17 protein-coding genes and 1 tRNA gene are annotated in these 19,838 nt (G+C 70.6%); 14 read left to right on the top strand and 4 right to left on the bottom strand.

The window, feature by feature from the left end:
* Positions 1–23: 23 nt before the first annotated feature.
* Both OG385_RS15840 and OG385_RS15835 read left to right on the top strand, forming a co-directional pair.
* A complete protein-coding gene (locus OG385_RS15840; protein WP_266855307.1) occupies positions 24–731 on the top strand; it encodes a metalloregulator ArsR/SmtB family transcription factor in 708 nt (235 codons plus the stop codon).
* 32 nt (positions 732–763) lie between these two features.
* Positions 764–1,258 carry a DUF3291 domain-containing protein gene (locus OG385_RS15835; protein WP_266855306.1) on the top strand — a complete coding sequence of 165 codons (495 nt, stop codon included), beginning with the start codon at positions 764–766 and terminating at the stop codon, positions 1,256–1,258.
* A gap of 83 nt (positions 1,259–1,341) precedes the next feature.
* Here the strand turns inward: OG385_RS15835 and OG385_RS15830 are convergent.
* Both OG385_RS15830 and OG385_RS15825 read right to left on the bottom strand, forming a co-directional pair.
* A tRNA-Ser gene (locus OG385_RS15830) sits at positions 1,342–1,426 on the bottom strand.
* Between the two features lie 43 nt (positions 1,427–1,469).
* On the bottom strand, positions 1,470–2,891 hold the full coding sequence (locus tag OG385_RS15825) for a S1C family serine protease (RefSeq protein ID WP_266855305.1): 1,422 nt from the start codon (positions 2,889–2,891) through the stop codon (positions 1,470–1,472).
* Positions 2,892–3,242: 351 nt separating this feature from the next.
* On the opposite strand from OG385_RS15825, the gene OG385_RS15820 reads away from it, so the two are divergent.
* The 3 genes from OG385_RS15820 (at position 3,243) to OG385_RS15810 (ending at position 5,955) form a co-directional block, all read left to right on the top strand.
* The gene (locus tag OG385_RS15820) at positions 3,243–4,049 is read left to right on the top strand and encodes a glycerophosphodiester phosphodiesterase (protein ID WP_266855304.1); all 807 of its coding nucleotides are present in this window, start codon (positions 3,243–3,245) and stop codon (positions 4,047–4,049) included.
* Positions 4,050–4,257: 208 nt separating this feature from the next.
* On the top strand, positions 4,258–4,851 hold the full coding sequence (locus OG385_RS15815) for an ATP-binding protein (protein WP_266860905.1): 594 nt from the start codon (positions 4,258–4,260) through the stop codon (positions 4,849–4,851).
* Positions 4,852–4,971: 120 nt separating this feature from the next.
* Positions 4,972–5,955 carry a DUF5926 family protein gene (locus OG385_RS15810; protein ID WP_266855303.1) on the top strand — a complete coding sequence of 328 codons (984 nt, stop codon included), beginning with the start codon at positions 4,972–4,974 and terminating at the stop codon, positions 5,953–5,955.
* Positions 5,956–6,393: 438 nt separating this feature from the next.
* On the opposite strand, the gene OG385_RS15805 is transcribed toward OG385_RS15810, so the two are convergent.
* Complete coding sequence (locus OG385_RS15805; RefSeq protein WP_266855302.1) at positions 6,394–7,170, bottom strand: bifunctional DNA primase/polymerase; 777 nt, start codon at positions 7,168–7,170, stop codon at positions 6,394–6,396.
* Between the two features lie 516 nt (positions 7,171–7,686).
* Between OG385_RS15805 and OG385_RS15800 the strand changes: the two genes are divergently transcribed.
* Positions 7,687–9,354, top strand: a complete 1,668-nt coding sequence (locus OG385_RS15800) for a PP2C family protein-serine/threonine phosphatase (protein ID WP_266860903.1) — start codon at positions 7,687–7,689, stop codon at positions 9,352–9,354.
* A gap of 129 nt (positions 9,355–9,483) precedes the next feature.
* Complete coding sequence (locus OG385_RS15795; RefSeq protein ID WP_266855301.1) at positions 9,484–10,974, top strand: aminopeptidase P family protein; 1,491 nt, start codon at positions 9,484–9,486, stop codon at positions 10,972–10,974.
* Positions 10,975–11,072: 98 nt separating this feature from the next.
* Here OG385_RS15795 and OG385_RS15790 read toward each other — a convergent pair whose 3' ends face one another.
* Positions 11,073–11,546, bottom strand: a complete 474-nt coding sequence (locus OG385_RS15790) for an ATP-binding protein (RefSeq protein ID WP_266855300.1) — start codon at positions 11,544–11,546, stop codon at positions 11,073–11,075.
* Positions 11,547–11,797: 251 nt separating this feature from the next.
* Between OG385_RS15790 and OG385_RS15785 the strand changes: the two genes are divergently transcribed.
* From OG385_RS15785 to pheA, 7 genes are all read left to right on the top strand, one after another.
* The gene (locus OG385_RS15785) at positions 11,798–12,616 is read left to right on the top strand and encodes a hypothetical protein (protein WP_266855299.1); all 819 of its coding nucleotides are present in this window, start codon (positions 11,798–11,800) and stop codon (positions 12,614–12,616) included.
* A gap of 107 nt (positions 12,617–12,723) precedes the next feature.
* On the top strand, positions 12,724–13,536 hold the full coding sequence (locus OG385_RS15780; protein WP_266855298.1) for a YcnI family protein: 813 nt from the start codon (positions 12,724–12,726) through the stop codon (positions 13,534–13,536).
* Positions 13,537–13,574: 38 nt separating this feature from the next.
* Positions 13,575–14,258 carry an SCO family protein gene (locus tag OG385_RS15775; protein ID WP_266855297.1) on the top strand — a complete coding sequence of 228 codons (684 nt, stop codon included), beginning with the start codon at positions 13,575–13,577 and terminating at the stop codon, positions 14,256–14,258.
* Positions 14,255–14,785 (top strand): copper chaperone PCu(A)C, encoded by a 531-nt coding sequence (locus OG385_RS15770; RefSeq protein ID WP_266855296.1) that lies wholly within the window; start codon positions 14,255–14,257, stop codon positions 14,783–14,785. Before OG385_RS15775 ends, OG385_RS15770 begins: the two co-directional genes overlap by 4 nt.
* Before the next feature lie 14 nt (positions 14,786–14,799).
* Entirely contained in the window at positions 14,800–16,755 is a 1,956-nt protein-coding gene (locus tag OG385_RS15765) for a copper resistance protein CopC (RefSeq protein ID WP_266855295.1), read from the top strand.
* A 6-nt stretch (positions 16,756–16,761) separates the two neighbouring features.
* Entirely contained in the window at positions 16,762–18,036 is a 1,275-nt protein-coding gene (efeB, locus tag OG385_RS15760; protein ID WP_266855294.1) for an iron uptake transporter deferrochelatase/peroxidase subunit, read from the top strand.
* 166 nt (positions 18,037–18,202) lie between these two features.
* Positions 18,203–19,138, top strand: coding sequence for a prephenate dehydratase (gene pheA, locus OG385_RS15755; RefSeq protein ID WP_266855293.1), 936 nt, complete (start codon positions 18,203–18,205; stop codon positions 19,136–19,138).
* The last annotated feature ends 700 nt before the right edge of the window (positions 19,139–19,838 follow it).

Here is a 19,838-nt window from a genome sequence, read left to right as displayed (position 1 = left end):
GGGCGTCACCCTAGACTCGCGACGTGAGCAGCAAGGGCGAGAACGAACACAGCGACGCCGGCGAGGACGAGGTCCTGGAAGCCGTGGGCGCGCTGGCGGAGCCGGTGCGACGCAGGCTGTACCGGTACGTGGTCGCGACGCCGGACGCGATCGGTCGCGACGCGGCAGCCGAGGCGGCCGGGATCTCCCGCTCCCTCGCCGCCTTCCACCTGGACAAGCTGGTCGAGGCCGGGCTGCTGGCCGTCACCTACCGGCGGCTGTCCGGGCGCGCCGGACCGGGCGCCGGCCGCCCGTCGAAGCTGTACCTGCGAGCGCCGGGCGAGCGGGCGGTGTCGCTGCCGCCCCGTTCATACGGCTCCGCGGGCCGGCTGCTCGCCGCGGTGGTCGACGGTGCCGGACTGGACCGCGAGTTGCAGTCGGCTGCGCGGGCGGCCGGCGCCGCGGAGGTTCCGGTCGACGGGGACGGTCCCGTCGCGGTGGAGGGCGATCCCGTGGCGGTGCTGCGCTCGCGCGGTTACGAGCCCTACCTGGACGGGACGACCGTCCGCCTGAACAACTGCCCGTTCCACGCCTTGGCGGACGAATTCCCGGCGCTCACTTGTGGGATGAACCTGGCTTACATCGAGGGCCTGCTTCCCGGCTGCGCCGGCGGCGAGGGCTGGACAGCCGCGATGGACCCGGTTCCGGAGGGGTGCTGTGTCGCCCTCACTTCTAAAACTAATAAAGCTTGACGATAGAAGGCCGGGACCGCCATGCTGTCGTCATGACGACCTTTCAGCTGGCCCAGGTCAATGTCGGACGTATCGTCGGCCCGCTCGACGGGCCCGTCCTGGCCGACTTCGTGGCCCAGCTCCCCGAGATCAACGCACTGGCCGACAACGCCGACGGCTTCGTCTGGCGGCTGGTCGACGACGACGGCGCGGACTCGACGAGCCTGCGGCCGGACGGGCATGACGACATGCTGCTGATCAACTGCTCGGTCTGGGAGTCCGTCGAGGCCCTCAAGGAGTTCATCTACCGCAGCGACCACCTGCGGCTGCTGAGCCGCCGCCGGGAGTGGTTCGAGCGGATGTCCGAGCACCATCAGGCCATGTGGTGGGTCCCGGCCGGCCACCGGCCCACCGTCACCGAGGCGATGGACCGCATCGCGCTGTTGCGCGAACACGGCGAGAGCGCCGAGGCGTTCACCTTCCGCACGCCCCACCCGGCGCCTTCGCACCGGACGGCCCCGCAGATCTCCGGCCCGCACGCACCCTGACGGCCGGACAGCGGTCACACGGAAGGGGCGCCCCCGCGAACGGGGGCGCCCCTTCTCTGATCAGCATGTTCTCTGACCTGCTGCGGTGGGTGTGGGATTTGAACCCACGGTGACTCTCGCCACGACGGTTTTCAAGACCGTTCCCTTAGGCCGCTCGGGCAACCCACCCCGCACCACCCCGCCGGGGTGATGCGGGAAACAGACTAGCGCGTCAGCTGTCGCCCTTGCGCTGGCCCAGGGTGACCTCGACCGTGTGCTCCTTGCCGTCGCGCTTGTAGGTGAGCTGGACCTTGTCGCCCGGCTTGTGCGTCCAGATCGTGCCGATCAGGGTCGGGCCGCTGTCGATCGCCGTGCCGTCCAGCTTGGTGATCACGTCACCGGGCTTGAGGCCGGCCTTGGCCGCCGGGCCGTTGGCCACGACCGAGGCCGTGCCGCTCGCGCCCTGGTCGGAGATCTTGGCGCCGTTGCCCTGCTCGTCCATGGCGACCGTGGCGCCGATCACCGGGTACACCGGCTGGCCGGTCTTGATCAGCTGCTGGGCGACGTTCTTCGCCTGGCTGATCGGGATGGCGAAGCCCAGGCCGATCGAGCCGGCCTGCGAGTCACCGCCGAGGCTGCCGCTGCTGGCCGACTGGATGGCCGAGTTGATGCCGATGACCGCCCCGCGGTCGTCGAGCAGCGGGCCGCCCGAGTTGCCCGGGTTGATCGAGGCGTCGGTCTGCAGGGCGCTCATGTACGAGGCCTTGCTGCCCGAGCCGTCGCCCGAGGCGACCGGGCGGTTCTTGGCGCTGATGATGCCGGTCGTCACCGTGTTGGACAGGCCGAACGGCGCACCGATCGCGATGGTCGAGTCGCCGACCGCCACCTGGTCCGAGTTGCCGAGCTCCAGCGGGGTCAGCCCGGAGGGGGCGTTCTTGAGCTTGACGACGGCCACGTCGTAACCCTGCGCCCGGCCGACCACCTCGGCGTCGTACTTCTTGCCGTTGGAGAACGTCGCCGTCAGGGTGCCCCCGTCGGCCGCCTCCGCCACTACGTGGTTGTTGGTGAGGATGTGGCCCTGGGTGTCATAGATGAAGCCGGTGCCCGTGCCGCCGTCGCCGTTGCCGCTCTTGGCCTCTATGGTCACCACGCTCGGAAGCGCCTTGGCAGCGATCCCCGCCACGGTGTTCGGGGAGCGCTTGACGTCCTGCGCCTTGCCGGGCGCCGACACGGTCGTCGAGCCCGTCGCGTTGTCGCTGTGCTCGGCGGCGAAGTACCCGATGCCGCCGCCGATACCGCCCGCGACCAGCGCCGCGACGACCACCGCTGCGATCAGACCGCCCGCGCGCTTCTTCGGCGCGGCGGGCGGAGCCGGTACGGGCGCACCCCATACGGGGCCGCCGCCCTCCCCGTATCCGCCGTTGCCGCCGCCCCCGTACGCAGGAACTGACGGCGGCGGCGGAGGCCAGCCGGCGTCCGCGGCCCGGACGGGCTCGGGCGCGCCGGCGGGCACCGGCCCAGGGAGCTGCGCAGTGGCTTCGGTGGCGGAAGCGGGCGTGCCCTCAGGAGCGGCAACCGGTACGGGAGGTGCGGACGGGGCGGGTGGTGCGGTCTCGGCCGCCGTGCCCTCGGTGCCCTCGTTCTCGGTGCTCACAGCTCTTTCTCCTCGGTTCCACGTCGTCTCGGTCAGAGTCCCGCTGTGCAAGTGTCTGCGGACAGCTTTTCCCACAGCACGTCGGGGCACTGTAAACGGGAGCTGTGCGTCTTCGTCTTCTCAGTGGGTTGTCCTGCTGCGTTGTCCTACTGCGATGTCCTGCGGTTGTCCTACGGGGTCGTACTACGGGGTTGTCCTGCTCGGTCGTCCCACTGAACTTCTCCCCGCCCGCTCCCCGCACATCCTTTATTTCGGATGAGAAGGATGAGAGGGGTGAGAAGCCCGCACCTTCACACACCTGCCCGCGCCCTTCTGCGTCCTCCTACCCCGCCACGGTGGCACCATGACGCGGTGACCCACGTACGACAGCACAGCATCCAGGTCGTCGCTCACCGAGGGGCATCCGAGGACGCCCCCGAGCACACCCTCGCCGCGTACACGCGTGCCATCGAGGACGGCGCCGACGCTCTCGAATGCGATGTACGGCTCACCGCCGACGGCCATCTCGTCTGTGTGCACGACCGCCGGGTGAACCGCACATCCGACGGCCGTGGCGCGGTCTCCACTCTGGAGCTGTCCGATCTGGCCACCCTCGACTTCGGGTCCTGGCGGGACTGGAAGGACCCGGAGGAGTCCCCGGACTGGGACCGGGAGAGTACGTCCGTACTCACCCTGGACCGGCTCCTGGAGCTGGTCCACGACTCGGGCCGCCGGGTGGAGCTGGCCATCGAGACCAAGCACCCCACCCGGTGGGCCGGCCAGGTGGAGGAGAAGCTGCTCGCGGCGCTGGCCCGTTTCGGCCTGGACTCGCCGTCGCAGGGTGACTCGTCGCCGGTGCGGATCATGAGCTTCTCGGCCCGTTCGCTGCACCGGATCGCCGCCGCCGCGCCCGCCATCCCCACCGTCTATCTGCTGCAGTTCCTCTCGCCGCGGCTGCGCGACGGCCGACTGCCCGCCGGTGCCGGGATCGCCGGCCCCGGCATGCGGATCGTGCGCAACCACCCCGGCTACGTCGAGCGGCTGCACCGGGCCGGGCACCAGGTGCATGTGTGGACCGTGAACGAGCCCGAGGACGTCGCGCTCTGCGCCGAGCTGGGCGTGGACGCGATCATCACCAACCGCCCGAAGCAGGTCCTGTCCCAACTGGGCCGCCCTTAGCCCCACTTAGTCCCGATTAGCACCCTGATGCCGATTAGTCCCTTTCAATCCAGTTCAATCCCTATTAATGCGGTCACAGGGAGTGCACCGGCGCGTTCGGTTCGTATTCGAGCATGTTGAGTGCGTCACCGGGCCCCCTTTGGCCGGTTTCCGGTCCAGTAACCCGGGGCATCCAATCGGTGGCGTGGGGGCAAAGGAGGTCTCGGGGGTGGCGTTGGTGGTGGCACAGGAAGTGCCCGCGTCGTCGAGCATGGCCGTACCCCATGGCCCTGCGGGCGTGGGCGAAGCGAGACACCGGATGCGTGATCAGCTGCGCAGGACCGGGGTGTCCGACTCGGTCGTCGACGACGCCGTACTGATCCTTTCCGAACTGCTCAGCAACGCCTGCCGGCATGGCAGGCCGCTGGGCCGGACGGAGATCGGCGACGGCGACGTACGGGCTGCTTGGCGCGTGGACAAGGCAGGCAGACTGACCGTGGAAGTGACGGACGGAGGCGGTCCGACCCGACCGGTTCCGGCCACTCCATCGGTCACGGCACGGGGCGGCCGCGGGCTCAACATCATCAGTGCGCTGGCCCAGGAGTGGGGCGTACGGGACAACGCGTCGGGCGAAGTGACCGTCTGGGTGCTCGTCACCGAGGCGCGCCGCGAGGACTTCACCGCCGCCGGGCCCGCCGGTGGACCGGATTTCCCGGCGCCGGCCGCCCCGGCCGTGTCGGCCGTCGCGGGCTTCCCGGAATTCGCCGAGGTCGCCGACTTCCCTGATGTCTCGGTCCCGGACGTCTTCGACGGAGTCGACTGATCCGGTACCGGACGGGTGGGGAGCTGCGGTCCGGTCTCCGTGAGCCCCCGCACGAACGGGCGGACATCCCATAGGCTCGCGCCACACACAGGACCAGCGCAGTCGGGAGAGAGCCGCACCATGGCGAAGAAGCGTCCTCAGACGAAGGCCCCTCACGGAACCAACGGGGCCCGCTCCGCAGGCGCCGCTGAGCATGTCCCCGTGGTCGGGGCCCGTGAGCCCTGCCCCTGCGGCTCCGGCCGCCGCTACAAGGCCTGCCACGGCCGGGCCGCAGCGCACGCCGTGGCCGAGCTGGTCCAGCGCCCCTTCGAGGGACTGCCCGGCGAGGGCGACTGGGTCGCGCTGCGCGAGCTGGTGCCCGCGGCGACCGTGGAACTCACCCTCAAGGGCGGGCTGCCCGACGGTGTGCCGTCCGTGACGCTCGCGACCGTCCTGCCGATGGCCTGGCCCGCGCTGCGGCGTGACGACGGCTCCGTCCTGGTCGGCCTGCAGAACGACACCCCGTCCGGCGACCTCAGCCGCGACCTGGCCGACACCCTCCAGCGGGCCCTGACCGCCGAGCCCGGCACGCCGGTCGCCGGTCAGCAGGCCGCACCCGACGGGCCCCGGCTCCAGGACCTGTTGGACCCGGGCGCCCCCTTCGCGCCGGTGGTGCACCCCGGGTTCGAGTTCTGGGTGCCCGACTCGGAGAACGCCACCCCGGAGGTCTCCGCCTCGCTGGAGCGCGCGAACGAGGCGGTCATCCCCACCGTGAAGCTCGCATCGGTGGACTCCGCCTACTGGTGCGAGACCCCCGACAAGAACCATCTGCGCTGGGTGATGCTCCACCCCGAGGAGCAGCTCCTTGACGCCCTGGCCCGGCTGCACGCCGCGGGCACCTCATCGCTCGGCGTCGGCACCAGGCTGGTCGGCTCCTTCCGGGCGCACGGGCTCACGGTGCCGGTCTGGGACCTGCCGAGCGCGATGAACGCCGAGGAGTGCGAGAAGCCCGCGGCCGAGTTCGCGGAGCGGCTCGCCGAGGCTCTGGCCGCCGACGCTCCGCTCACTCCGGAGGAGCGCCGGGCCCGCGGCGGTCTCACCAACCGCCAGGTGACGCTCAGCTGAGAGTGACGACCCGGACGGAACAGCAGGTGACTCCAGTCACAAGTGCCCGTACGCGCGGGTAAGTCGCTGTCCGAATACATGAGATCGAATTTGCGAACCGCCGATCTCTTGTTACCGTTCTAGTAGCCCGGTCGTTGGTGCATCCCCCGTCGCCAACGGCCGGGCCCTTCCATGCCCGGGTTGTCAATGCCCGGCAGGGGGCGCGGAGTTGCTTCCGGAGCACAGGCGCAGCGCGCCGCCCCGGCACCGTCCGCCCCCGCGACACAAGCCGCCGGCCCTCGTACTCCCTGCGCGTCCCGCACGCCGGTTCACGCAGGGCGCGAGTCCCGTCCACGGAGCCGGCCGCGCGACCCGACGCCACGGTCCGGCCGTCCGGCACCCTCACGGTGTGTACGCATCCGGGTGCCGCTCGGCCGTCAGCAGCAGGCGGGCAGGCCGTCAGTAGGCGAGCTTGCTGCCGCCGCCGGGAGCGCCGGTGCTCGCCTCGACCAGCGCGTCCACCACCGCTTCGACATCCGGTAGCCAGGGTGCCGCCGCAGTACCGCGAGCGCCGGCAGTACCGCGAGCGCCGGCAGTACCGCGAGCGCCGGCAGTACCGCGAGCGCCTGCGGAGCCTCCCGCGCCCGGCAGCGGCCGTGCGGCCGGGGAAGGAGCCCGCTCCCACCAGACCGGGCCCTTGCCCGTCTCGGACGGCGGCAGCACCAGATAGCCCCCCTCGCCGTGGAACCGCAGCGAGCTGGGTACCCAGTCCTTGGCGTGCAGCAGTTCGCCGAGCCGTTCCAGTGAGTACGGGGCGACCAGCAGCGACCAGCGTGTGGGCGTCGCCACGACCGGTCCGATCCGCATGTCCATCCGGTCGAGCGCCACCAGGGCGCGTGCGCCCGCGACGGCGGGCAGACTGAGCGCGCACGGCGCGCGGCCGCCCGTCGCCATGATCACCGGGGCGTCGGGACGGCTGGTCCACCACCAGCGCACCATGCGCTCGTCCGTGGTCGCCGTGAGCAGCCCTGGGTCGAAGGGGTGTGCGCCGGGTACGACGCACTCGGGGTCGGGGCAGCCGCAGCTGCGCTCCCGGCCGGCGGAGGCGGTGTGCCCCACGCCGGGAACGACGGGCCACTGCCAGCCGGTTGCGCAGGTCAGCGCCGCATCGAGCTGGGCGTGCCTCCCGCTGCGCCGGAACCGGAGTCCGCGTCGCCTTCCGAGGATCTCGCGCATGAGCGCTCGTTCCTTTCCGTTGAACGCCGAGGTCCGCATCGCGCCATGGATATGTCGCGTCGCTGTACGTACACACGCTGCTGGCCTGCGGTGTTGATGACCGGCAGGGCGGAGCTGGTCCGAGTTCACTGCTCAAGCATGGCCAGGAGTGGCGCGTGCGTGGCGCGTACTTGTCCCGTGCTGTCTGTGCTTGCTGTCTGTGCTGTGCGCTGTGCCGGTGAATCGCCGTGCCGCTGAATCGCTGTGTCACTGTGCCGCTTGCGCGAACCCCGCCGTTCGGGGTTGGGGCGTGACCCACAGCGGTTTAGACGCCCAGGCCTGCCGCCAGGTTCCGGGGCCGTGTCAACTGCCCCTGGTCATCACCGGTTACGTACCCACCGCAGTCGGTGTGACGCTCTGCCGAACGACCTCAGTCGACATCAAATAGCCGCACAGGGGGGCACTTTCCGGCCAAGTTGGCTATCTACTGGAGGGAGACAGTTTCCTCCCGTGGACACCAGGGGCCCCAAGGGGACAATGCTGGACATCTCCTCGCTTCTGCGTGTACATGTGGATCCATTGATAGCTACGCAGAATGGTATGGGGGTTTGCGATGCTATTGAGCGAAACACACCAGTCAGAAAGCCGGCTGCCATGAGCGCACCTCACCTGCCGAAAGTGGCTGGAATCGACTCCACAGTTCCGGCCCCCGCGCACACTGCCGCACCACTCCCCGCCCCCGTTCCCGCCGCCGCCCCCGGCGCCCTCATCCAGGACCGGCTGGCCGGCTGGGTCTTCGACCTCACCACGCTGCACGAACTCACCGAACGGCTGGCCGCCACCAACACCCTGGACGACGCGCTCCAGGAGTTCCTGCGAGCGGGCGCCTCCCTGGTGGGTGCCCGCCGCGGCCTGGTCGTACTGGAGCCCGCGGGCACCTCGGCGCAGGGCGCAGCGGCGTACGGCCCCTGCCCTGCCCGCACCGTCGGACTCGGACTCACCCACGCCGAACTCGGCCACATCGAAACGATTCCTCGCAGCCTCACCGCGTACGGACGCATCCTCGAAGCCGGCAGTACGGGCACGCCCCCCGGCGCGCGCTCCGGCGCGAAGAACAGCACGGAGCACGACACCGGGAGCAGCACACAGAGCAGCACGGGCAACAGTGGCGAGAGCCGCGCGCAGAGCAGCACAGGCAACAGTGGCGAGAGCGGTGCCGACACCGCCCCCGTCGACGGTGTCGCCACCCCCGACATCCTCGGCGACAAGCAACTCGACCCGCGCCACCGCGAGGTCGCCACCCGCGTCGGCTACGCGGCCAGCTTCGCCGTCCCGCTGTCGGCCGCGACGGCCGGGCCGCTCGGCGCGGCCGTCTGGCTCTACGACGAACCCGCCGAACCCGTGGAACGCCACCGCCGTCTCGTCGGCCTCTACACCCGGTACGCGAGCGAGCACCTGGCCCGGCTGGTCGAACTGACCCGAGCCCGCGCCCGGGTGACCACCCTCACCGACGAACTGCTGCCCCGCCGGCTGCCCAGGGTGCCCGGAGTGCAGCTCGCCGCCTGCCACCGCACCGGACCGCGCGGCGGCGGCGACTGGTACGACGCGCTGCCGCTGGCCGACGACGCGCTCGGCCTCACCGTCGGATCGGTCACCGGCTCGGGCCCCGGTGCCACCGCCGCGATGGGACGGCTGCGGGCCGGGCTGCGGGCGTACGCCGTCATGGAGGGCGAGGACCCGGTCGCGGTCCTCTCCGACCTCGAACTGCTGCTGCGGCTCACCGAACCCGCCCGCTCGGCGACCGCGCTCTTCGCCTACTGCGAACCGGCACAGCGCAAGATCGTGCTGGCCGGCGCCGGCCACACCCCGCCGCTGATCATCGGCGACCGGCGCACCGAGTTCATCGAGACCTCGCTGTCGGCGCCGCTGGGGATGCTCTCCTGCTGGGAAGCGCCGAGTGTGGAGTTCTCGCTTGCGCCAGGAGAGACGGTTCTGCTCTGCACCGACGGGCTGCTGCGCCGCACCGGGGACTCCACGGACCGTGCGTTCGCCCGGCTCCACTCGGTGGCGGCGAACCTGCCCCGGCTGCTGCGCGACGACCCCGCCGCGATCGCGGACCACGTCCTGCGAACCCTGCTGCCCGAAGGCCTCGACCAGCAGGAATGCGCCGAGGACGTGGTGATTCTGGCCGCCCGTTTCGACTGATCTCCCCTCAGGTGCAGGGCAGTCCGGGTAAGAGGCCTTTCGGCACTGTGCCCCCTTCCGTACACCCGTACGATGGAGGGGGCCTGCGTCGTATCAAGGGGCCCAGCGTCGTATCGAGGAGACAGAAACGTGTCTGAGGAGCTCACACCGGAGACCCCGGAGACCGAGACCCCGGAATCCCTGGAGACCCCGGCAGCGGAGGCCGTCAAGCCGCGGAAGAACGGCCTCTACCCGGCCGTGTCCGACGAGCTCGCCGAGAACATGAAGTCCGGCTGGGCCGACACCGAGCTGCACGGCCTGGAGCCGATCGCCCAGGCAGCACACACCGCCGCCCGCCGCGCCGCGCTCTCCGCGCGCTTCCCGGGTGAGCGCCTGGTGGTCCCGGCGGGCCGTCTCAAGACCCGCTCCAACGACACCGAGTACGCCTTCCGTGCCGCGAGCGAGTACGCGTACCTCACCGGCGACCAGACGCAGGACGGCGTCCTGGTACTGGAACCGGCCGCGGGCGGCGGGCACACCGCCACGATCTACCTGCTGCCCCGCTCCGACCGTGAGAACGGCGAGTTCTGGCTGAGCGGCCAGGGCGAGCTGTGGGTCGGCCGCAGGCACTCGCTCGCCGAGGCCGAGCAGCTGCTCGGGATCCCGGCGAAGGACGTCCGCGAGCTGCCCGCCGCGCTGACCGCGGCCACCGGGCCGGTCCGCGCCGTCCGCGGTTACGACGCGGGCATCGAGTCGGCGCTGACCGACAAGGTCACCGCCGAGCGCGACGAAGAGCTGCGCGTCCACCTCTCCGAGGCCCGCGCGGTGAAGGACGACTTCGAGATCGGCGAGCTGCAGAAGGCCGTCGACGCGACGGTGCACGGCTTCGAGGATGTCGTGAAGATCCTCGACAAGGCCGAGGCCACCTCCGAGCGCTACATCGAGGGCACCTTCTTCCTGCGCGCCCGCGTCGAGGGCAACGACATCGGCTACGGCTCGATCTGCGCCGCCGGTCCGCACGCGACCACCCTCCACTGGGTGCGCAACGACGGCGACGTACGCTCCGGCGAGCTGCTGCTGCTGGACGCCGGCGTGGAGACGCACTCCCTCTACACGGCCGACGTGACCCGCACGCTCCCCATCGACGGCCGCTTCAACGCGCTCCAGCGCAAGATCTACGACGCGGTGTACGAGGCCCAGGAAGCCGGTATCGCCGCCGTCAAGCCCGGCGCCGCCTACCGCGACTTCCACGACGCGTCCCAGCGCGTACTCACCGAGAAGCTCGTCGAGTGGGGCCTCGTCGAGGGACCCGTGGAGCGGGTGCTCGAACTGGGTCTCCAGCGCCGCTGGACCCTGCACGGCACCGGTCACATGCTCGGGCTCGACGTCCACGACTGCGCGGCCGCGCGCACCGAGGCGTACGTCAACGGCACGCTGGAGCCCGGCATGTGCCTCACGGTCGAGCCCGGTCTGTACTTCCAGGCGGACGACCTGACGGTGCCCGAGGAGTACCGCGGCATCGGGGTCCGGATCGAGGACGACATCCTCGTCACCGCCGACGGCAACCGGAACCTGTCCGCGGGGCTGCCGCGCCAGGCGGACGAGGTCGAGGCGTGGATGGCCTCGGTCAAGCAGGGCTGACCTTCCCGGCAGAACCGGCCGCACCCGCAGAACCCGGTAAGCCCGCGAGAGCAGGGGGCGCGCCGTTCAGGGCAGTACCGCCGTTGAGGGCAGTACAGTCACGACGCCCTGAGCAGCGCGTCCTCGCGCCATTTCAGGACCTTGTCGAAGCGCACCATCGCGCCACGGCCCGGCCGGTTACGGAAGTCGGCGTGGTCGGAGAGTTCCGCGATCAGACCCAGGCCGCGGCCGCTCTCGGCGCAGGTCGGCGCCGTCGGATGTGCCAGCACGTTCTGCGGCGCGGTGCGGCGCTTCTGCCGGACGGGAAAGCCCGGACCGGAGTCGGTGACCTCGATCCGGCACCGCTCACCGTCCAGGAACGCCGTCACCCGGTACCCCGGAGAAGTGGCGCCCGGCCCTCCGGTTCCGCCGTGCTCCACCGCGTTCGCACAGGCCTCGCTGAGTGCCAGCGACAGATCGAAGGAGATGTCGGGGTCAACGCCCGCGGTCTCCATGGCACCGAGCAGAAGACGGCGGGCGAGCGGAACGCTCGCGGCTTCGCGCCGCAAATGCAGAGACCACCAGATGCTCATGCTCCAGCCTCCTGGCTGCGGCTCGACATTACGGTTACGTATTGCCGCGGTACGGGGGGCGTAAGCACGCAGTTGACGTGATACCGCTCATTCGGCGGACGCGCATACCCCGTGCGCAGGTGTATCGCGGGCGCCTGTGGCAGACGTTTCGCGGGATCTCGAACGGCGTGCGGGCGGCTCACCGGGACGGATGCGGACCTTCCGGACCTGCCGTATGCGGGCCCCGGGCCCAGTGCGATGATGGCCCGGCCATGCTTACCTCAGCCGTACGCGCCGGAGTCGTTCCACGGCTCCTGAGGACCGCGGTCTTCACCGCGGTCTGCGTCGTGCTGGCCGGGGTGGGACACGCACTGGCCTCCGGTGCGGCCGTCCCGTGGTGGCCGCTGGTCCTCGGGTTCGCCGGGCTGTTCGTCGTGGCCGCGCCCTTCGCCGGGCGGGAGCGCTCGCTGCCCGGCATCGCCGCGGCACTGACCGCGGGCCAGCTCGCACTGCACACCCTGTTCGGGCTCGGCCAGCACGGCGCCATGACGATGGGCGCCATGGGCACGACCGCCGCGACGGGCGGGGCCGCCGGCAACACTTCCGCGGTGGTTCAGCTCGCGGGAAAACTGGTCTGCGGCGCCGGGGCTGCCCCGCTCAGCGCGGCCAAGGCCCACAGCATCGTCAGCGCGGCGGGCATCGACCCGTCGACGAGTGCCGCCCAGGCCGCACCGCATCACATGGCGGGCGCCACGGCCTCGACGTGCCTCTTCATGCTGCCGAGCCTTCCCATGGTGCTCGGCCATCTGCTGGCGGCCCTGGCGACCGGCTGGGTGCTGCGACGCGGCGAGATCGCCCTGTTCCGGCTGACCCGGCAGTCGCACGGTGTCGCCGAGGGGGCGCTCGTACGCAATCTGCGCGCCGCGCTCGCGCTGGTACGCGCCTTGCGTGCCGGGCTTCCGGGAGCACCCGCCCATGGGCCGCGCGCCGGGTACGCACCTCTCCCCGCGCCCTTGTGGACAGCGGGCGAAGCACTCCAGCACACGGTGATCAGGCGCGGTCCGCCCGCCATATACGCGTTCGCAGCCTGACGCGGCACCTCCCCACGCGAGAAGCGACGGGAGCGGGTGCCGTGCTGTCCGCGCGCACCGGCGCGCGGGCTGCCACCCTTCCTTCCGCACCGTGGAGTGTGTTCCGTATGAGCGTCAACCCGCTGAACGCCGACCTGCTGGGCAACACCCGTGAGGGCACCGGCCATGAGGGCGCCGGCCGCCGCCCGGGGCGCACCCGCCGTATCGCCGTGGTCGGTGGCATCGCCGCCGCGTCCGTCCTGGCCCTGTCGGGTACGGCCTTCGCGCACGTCACCGTCCAGCCGCAGGGCGACGCGGCCAAGGGCGGTTACGCGACGATCGCGTTCAAGGTTCCCAACGAGCGTGACAACGCGTCGACCACCAAGCTTGAGGTCAACTTCCCGACCGACCACCCGCTCGCGTCCGTGATGCCGGAGCCCGTGCCGGGCTGGAAGGTCGACGTCACCACGTCGAAGCTGGCCAAGCCGCTGACCATCGAGGGCAAGCAGATCGACAAGGCCGTCACCAAGGTCACCTGGACCGGCGGGAAGATCGCGGCCGGACAGTTCGAGCAGTTCCCGCTCTCCGTCGGCCAGCTGCCCACCAACACCGACCAGCTGACCTTCAAGGCTCTGCAGACGTACTCCGACAAGGAGGTCGTGCGCTGGATCGAGGAGCAGAAGCCGGGCGCCGACGAGCCGCAGAACCCGGCGCCCGTGCTCAAGCTGACCCCGGCCGCCGACACGGCCGGCGCCACAGCGGGCAGCGCGTCCGGCGATACATCCGCATCGGGCGACAGCGGCACGCCCGCCAAGACTGCCACCGCCTCGTCTTCGGACGGCAGTGACAACACCGCCAGGATCCTCGGGGTCATCGGCATCGTCATCGGCATCGCGGGCGTCGCCTTCGGTGTCCTCGCCGGCCGCCGCCGTACCGCCTGACGGGCCCCTACCACCCACAGCACTTGGGACGTTCCTCCATGCACAGCACGACACGCAGCACATACAAGAAGTCGCTGACGGCCGCCGCCCTCGCGGTGGCGGCCGCCTTCTCCCTCGCGGCCTGCAGCACCGACAGCGGCAGCAGCAGCGGCGGCAAGAACCCGGTGGCCGATGTCTCCGGTGGGCAGAAGACGCAGGCAGCGACGGTGCTCGACACCCCGTTCACGAAGCCGGACTTCGTCCTCACGGACACGCACGGCAAGAAGTTCGACTTCCGCAAGGAGACGAAGGGCAAGCCGACGCTGATCTACTTCGGCTACACGCACTGCCCCGACATCTGCCCGCTGACCATGGGCAACATCGCCGTGGCCAAGAAGGCCCTGCCCAAGGACGAGCAGAAGAAGCTCCAGGTCGTCTTCGTCACCACCGACCCGGGCCGCGACACCCCGTCCGAGCTCGGCAAGTGGCTGAAGGCGCAGGACCCGTCGTTCATCGGGCTCACCGGCAACTTCAAGACGATCCAGGCGGGCGCCCGCTCGATCGGGATCGGCATCTCCCCGACCAAGAAGGAGAAGGACGGCACGATCGTCTCGATGCACGGGGCGCAGGTCATCGCCTTCTCGCCGAAGACGGACAAGGGCTACCTCCTGTACGGCGAGGACACCACCGTCAAGGACTACACGAAGGATCTCCCGAAGATCGTCAAGGGTGAGAAGCCGTGAGCCGGGGCACGCGGGCTACCGCCGTCTGCGCCATAGCCGCCGCTGCGGCCCTGGCGCTGGCCGGGTGTTCCTCGTCCGGCTCGGGGTCGGGGTCCGGTTCTGGTTCCGGCTCGGGGTCGGGTTCCGGCTCGGCCGACATCCGGGCCGGCGGCAAGCCCGAGCTGAAGGTCACCGAGTCCTTCATGCCCGAGCCGGTCGGCGGCAGCGGGATGGCCGCGGGGTTCGTGACCGTGACCAACAGCAGTGCCACCGCGGACCGGCTCACGTCCGTCACCAGCGCACTCTCCGACGACGTCACCATGCACACCACCAAGAACCAGCAGATGCTCGCGGTGAAGTCGCTCCCGGTCCCCGCCCACGGCGAACTGGATCTGGAGCGCGGCGGCAACCACCTCATGTTCATGCACCTCAAGAAGCAGCCCAAGCGTGGCCAGAAGGTGGCCGTGGAACTGCACTTCGCGAAGGGCGGCGTGCTCAAGGCCGAACTTCCCGTCAAGCAGCCCACCTACAACCCGCAGCACAGTTGAGGAGCTGACACACCATGACGGCGACCACCGCCCCACCGCGCTCCGGTCTTCCGCTCACCCGGCTGCTGCTCGTCGCGGCGGCGGTCCTCGGCGCACTGTTCGCCGCGGCCGCCCCCGCCTCCGCGCACGCCGCGCTGCTCGGAAGCAATCCGAAAGCCGGAACGGTGGTCGCCAAGGCTCCGGCGGACGTCGCGCTCACCTTCTCCGAACAGGTCGCCATGGACAACAAGTCCATCCGCGTCCTCGACCCGAAGGGCAAGCGCTCCGACACCGCCAGACTCCGCAACCTCTCCAAGGGCAGCACCGTCACCTACGGTGTCGACCTGCGCCCCGGCCTCGCGAAGGGCACGTACACCGTCGCCTGGCAGGCCATCTCCGCCGACAGCCACCCCGTGTCGGGGGCCTTCACCTTCTCCATCGGCGCCCCGTCCAGGACCACGGTGTCCGCCACCGGCGAGAACGTCGGCGGCGGGCTCGTCGGCGTCCTCTACGGCGCCGCGCGCTATGCCTCGTACGCCGGATTCATCGTCCTGGTCGGCGGCGCCGCCTTCGTCGTCGCCTGCTGGCAGCGCGGGGCGAACGAACGGCCGTTGCAGCGGCTCGTCGTACGCGGCTGGCTGACGCTGACCGCTGCCACCCTCGTCCTGCTGCTGCTCAGGGCCCCGTACACCGGCTCCGGGCACCTCGCGGACGTCTTCGACCTGAGCGCGCTCAAGGGCGTACTCCAGACCAAACCCGGCGCCGCACTCGTCTCCAGACTGCTGCTGCTCGGCGCTTCCGCGGTCTTCATCGCCGTCCTCTTCGGGGCGTACGCCCGGCGCACGGCCTCTACGGAGCCGGAAGCGGCGAAGGAGCGGAAGGACCTCGCCTTCGGTCTGGGCCTCGGGGGGAGCGTCGTCGCCGCCGGGATCGCCGCCACCTGGGCGCTCACCGAGCACGCGTCGGTCGGCCTCCAGCCCGGGATCGCGATGCCGGTCGACATCGTGCACCTGCTCGCGGTCGCCGTCTGGCTCGGCGGTCTTGCCGCGCTGCTCGTCGCCCTGTTCCGTACTCCGTCCATCGAACGCGCCGCTGTGCAGCGGTTCTCCCGTATCGCCTTCACAGCTGTCTGCACCCTGGCGGCGACCGGCCTCTACCAGTCGTGGCGGCAGGTCGGCTCCTGGCACGCGCTGTTCGGTACGGGGTACGGGCAGCTGCTCATGGTCAAGGTGGGGCTCGTCGCGGTGGTCGTCTGCATCGCGTTCTTCTCGCGGCGCTGGACGGCGCGGCTCTCGGAGACGGCTGTGGGTGAGGCTGTTGACGCTGCCGAGGGCGGCGTCACCGGCACCGCAGCGCAGGAACAAGAACAGGACAAAGAACAGGACCAGGAACAGGTCACCGTCCCCGCCGATCCGCAGCGCGCCGCCCAGCTCGCCCGGCAGCAGGCCGCCAGGACCGTGGTGCGCGAGAAGCGGGTACGGGACGCCGACCCGCACCGCACCGGGCTCCGGAAGTCGGTGCTCGCCGAGACCGTGGTCGCCGTGGCGCTGCTCGCCGTAACGACGGTCCTGACGACCACCGAGCCGGGCAGGACCGAGGAGGAGGCCGGACGGGGCGCCTCCTCGTCCGCCGCGGCGGCGGTGCCTTCGGGGCCGGTCGACATCACGCTCCCGTTCGACACGGGCGGCCCCAAGGGCAAGGGGACAGCGGCCCTCGAACTCACCCCGGGCCGCAGCGGCGACAACGAACTGCACCTCTTCGTGAACAACCCGGCAGGCAAGCCGTACGACGTCCCCGAGGTGAGGATCGCCCTCACCCTCAAGGCGAAGAAGATCGGGCCGCTGCCCGTCGTCCCCGACCACCTGTTCACCGGACACTGGAGCGCGGACGGCGTCCAGATCCCGATGGCGGGCAAGTGGGACATCGCAGTGACCGTGCGGACCTCCGACATCGACGAGACCACCGTGAACAAGACGGTGGAGATCGGCTGACCAGCAATGAACGACATCTCCAGGAGGCGGCTGCTCGGGACCGCGGGCGCTGTGGGCGCAGGCGGCCTCGTGGTGGGCGCCGCCGGCGGAGCAGCAGCGCACGCGGCGACCGAGGCGGCTCCGGCGACCGCGCTGACGACTGTCGGCTCAACCGAGGTGGCCTTCCACAGCTCGGGGAAGAGCGGCGGTTCCACCGGGGCCGCGCACCAGGCGGGCATCACCACACCCGCCCAGTCCACCGGGTATCTGATCGCCTTCGACCTGGCGGCCGGCGCCGGCCGCACCCAGGCCACGGCGCTGCTGCGCCGCTGGTCGGCGAGTACAGAGCGGATGATGGCGGGCGAGCCGACCGGCGACGACACCGGGATCGCGCTCGACGCGGGCCCGTCCTCCCTCACGGTCACCTTCGGCTTCGGACGGTCCTTCTTCAGCCGTACGGGACTGACCGCGCAGCGCCCCACCCAGCTCGACCCGCTGCCGGACTTCGCCTCCGACCACCTGGACGCCAAGCGCAGCAACGGCGATCTGTGGGTGCAGATCGGCGCCGACGACCCGCTCGTCGCCTTCCACGCTCTGCGCGCACTCCAGAACGAGGCGGGTTCAGCGGCCCGGGTCCGCTGGCAGATGAACGGTTTCAACCGCTCGCCCGGCGCGACCGCCAAGCCGATGACCGTCCGCAATCTGATGGGCCAGATCGACGGGACGGGGAACCCCAAACCCTCGGACAGCAACTTCGACCGGCGCATCTTCGTCCCGGCGGGTGGCGGCAAGGGCGCGGGCGCGCAGCCGGAGTGGATGGCGGGCGGCTCGTACGCCGTCGTACGCCGGATCCGGATGCTCCTCGACGACTGGGAGAAGCTTCCGCTGGGGAAGCAGGAGCAGGTCATCGGGCGGCGGAAGAAGGACGGCGCCCCGCTGACAGGAGGCACCGAGACGACCGCCATGGATCTGACCAAGGTCGGCCCGGACGGCAAGTTCGTCATCCCCGACAACGCCCATGCCCGGATCTCGGCCCCCGAACAGAACGGCGGTGCGGCGCTGCTGCGGCGCACCTTCTCGTACCACGACGGAATCGGCCAGGACGGCACACCGGACGCCGGGCTGCTCTTCGTCTGCTGGCAGGCCGATCCGGCACAGGGCTTCGTACCGGTGCAGCGGAAGCTGGACCGCGGCGACGCGCTGTCCACGTTCATCCGGCACGAGTCCAGCGGACTCTTCGCGGTGCCGGGGGCTGCCGGGCCCGGCGAGTACGTGGGCCAGCGCCTCCTCGAAGGCCACTGACCACGAGGCCTGCGGCCGGGCGGTGAGCGGTCGGCGGTGAACGGTACGCGGTACCCGGACGCTGATCGGCAGGCGGCAGGCGGGGCCGGGCGCCGACCGGCCGGTACGCGATCGCTCCTGTCCGGCGCCCCCGGACGCGGGGCGTTCGGCCCATTAGGGTGACCGTATGTCAGCCACTCGCTTCACCTATCTGGGCCCCGAAGGCACGTTCACCGAGGCGGCCCTGCGCACGCTCCCCGAGGCCGCCACCCGCGAACTCGTCCCGATGGTGTCCGTACCGGCCGCGCTCGACGCGGTACGGACCGGGGAGGCCGCAGCGGCGCTCGTACCGATCGAGAACTCCGTCGAGGGCGGCGTCACGGCGACCCTCGACGAGCTGTCGGGCGGCGAGCCGCTGATGATCTACCGCGAGGTGCTGCTGCCGATCGCCTTCGCGCTGCTGGTGCGGCCCGGCACGAAGCTGTCCGATGTGAAGACGGTGACGGGGCACCCCGTCGCCCAGCCCCAGGTACGGAACTGGCTGCGGGCCAACCTCCCGGAGGCCGTGTGGGAGTCGTCCGCGTCCAATGCGGACGGCGCACGGCTCGTACAGGAAGGCCGGTACGACGCGGCCTTCGCCGGTGAGTTCGCCGCCGCCACGTACGGGCTCGAACCGCTGATCACCGAGATCCACGACGCGCAGAACGCGGAGACGCGCTTCGTCCTGGTGGGGCGCCCCGCCCGGCCCGCGGCACCGACCGGCGCCGACAAGACGTCGGTGGTCGTCTGGCAGCGCGAGGACCATCCCGGCGCACTGCTCGAAATCCTTCAGGAGTTCGCGGTGCGGGGGGTCAACCTGATGCTCCTCCAGTCGCGGCCGACGGGCGAGGGCATCGGCAACTACTGCTTCGCCATCGACGCGGAGGGCCATATCTCGGACCGCCGGGTGGGCGAGGCGCTCATGGGGCTCAAGCGGAGCTGCCCCGAGGTGCGGTTCCTCGGTTCGTACCCGCGGGCCGGGGTGACGCCTCAGGACGTACGGGCGCTGCGGTCCGGCACATCGGACGCGGAGTTCGTGGCGGCGTCGGACTGGCTGGCACGCAGCGAGGACGGCCGGGCCTGACCCGGGAGCCTGCTGGGGGGGGGAGGCGGCCGGGTCCGACCGGGAGCCCGGCCGGGGACCGGCCCGGGCCTGACGTCGGCGTACGTGAACCGCGTAATCGCCGCGCGTAATCGTCGTACGTCCCGATTTCCGCACTCCGGAAAAGTTATCCACAGGCTCCGTCTCGACCTGGGGACAAGTCGACAGGCCAAGTCGACATGGTCGACAAATCGCCCTAGTGACGGCACTTCCGTCCACAGCTCCGCAGGTGGGGCACTGTCACCCCAATTCCACTGATCAACCCTTTAGAGCGATCAATTCCCCCCTGAATGAGGATGCGCAGGGGGTTTGAAGGGGAAATTCCAGCGAACAGTCGGTTGACCGTGGGGCTTTCGGAACCATCTCCTTCGCCATCCACAGATTTCCCACACAGCCTGTGGATAACTAATCCAGGCTGTGGATTCCTGTGGACAAGCGAGCCCAAGTCCCGCCCGGCGCAAGGGAAATGAGTCAACGGTTTCACCCGGAATGCTTCGTTCCGGGGAATCGGTCACCTTTATTGACCTCCGGCCGACGAGGGGCACGCGGCGCCGCCGCCGGGATATCCCACCCCGCTCCACCATTCCATAGATAGTGGATCAATACGGACAAAGCGGCACTGGAGATGCAGCACAGTGAATATCAAGTCGAGTGCGGGAAGCGGGCAACGGTAGCCTGGTGG

Source organism: Streptomyces sp. NBC_01306 (genome assembly GCF_026340465.1).
Lineage (GTDB): Bacteria > Actinomycetota > Actinomycetes > Streptomycetales > Streptomycetaceae > Streptomyces.
The sequence above is the reverse complement of the archived record's forward strand: the minus strand, read 5'-3'. Positions and strand labels throughout refer to the sequence as shown.

Bases quoted from the DNA above. Each gene is read 5' to 3' on its own strand.
- OG385_RS15810 (WP_266855303.1), top strand. From the start codon at position 4,972: ATGGCGAAGAAGCGTCCTCAGACGAAGGCCCCTCACGGAACCAACGGG.
- OG385_RS15790 (WP_266855300.1), bottom strand. From the start codon at position 11,546: ATGAGCATCTGGTGGTCTCTGCATTTGCGGCGCGAAGCCGCGAGCGTT.
- pheA (WP_266855293.1), top strand. From the start codon at position 18,203: ATGTCAGCCACTCGCTTCACCTATCTGGGCCCCGAAGGCACGTTCACC.
- OG385_RS15835 (WP_266855306.1), top strand. From the start codon at position 764: ATGACGACCTTTCAGCTGGCCCAGGTCAATGTCGGACGTATCGTCGGC.
- OG385_RS15780 (WP_266855298.1), top strand. From the start codon at position 12,724: ATGAGCGTCAACCCGCTGAACGCCGACCTGCTGGGCAACACCCGTGAG.
- efeB (WP_266855294.1), top strand. From the start codon at position 16,762: ATGAACGACATCTCCAGGAGGCGGCTGCTCGGGACCGCGGGCGCTGTG.
- OG385_RS15765 (WP_266855295.1), top strand. From the start codon at position 14,800: ATGACGGCGACCACCGCCCCACCGCGCTCCGGTCTTCCGCTCACCCGG.
- OG385_RS15785 (WP_266855299.1), top strand. From the start codon at position 11,798: ATGCTTACCTCAGCCGTACGCGCCGGAGTCGTTCCACGGCTCCTGAGG.
- OG385_RS15775 (WP_266855297.1), top strand. From the start codon at position 13,575: ATGCACAGCACGACACGCAGCACATACAAGAAGTCGCTGACGGCCGCC.
- OG385_RS15805 (WP_266855302.1), bottom strand. From the start codon at position 7,170: ATGCGCGAGATCCTCGGAAGGCGACGCGGACTCCGGTTCCGGCGCAGC.
- OG385_RS15800 (WP_266860903.1), top strand. From the start codon at position 7,687: ATGCTGGACATCTCCTCGCTTCTGCGTGTACATGTGGATCCATTGATA.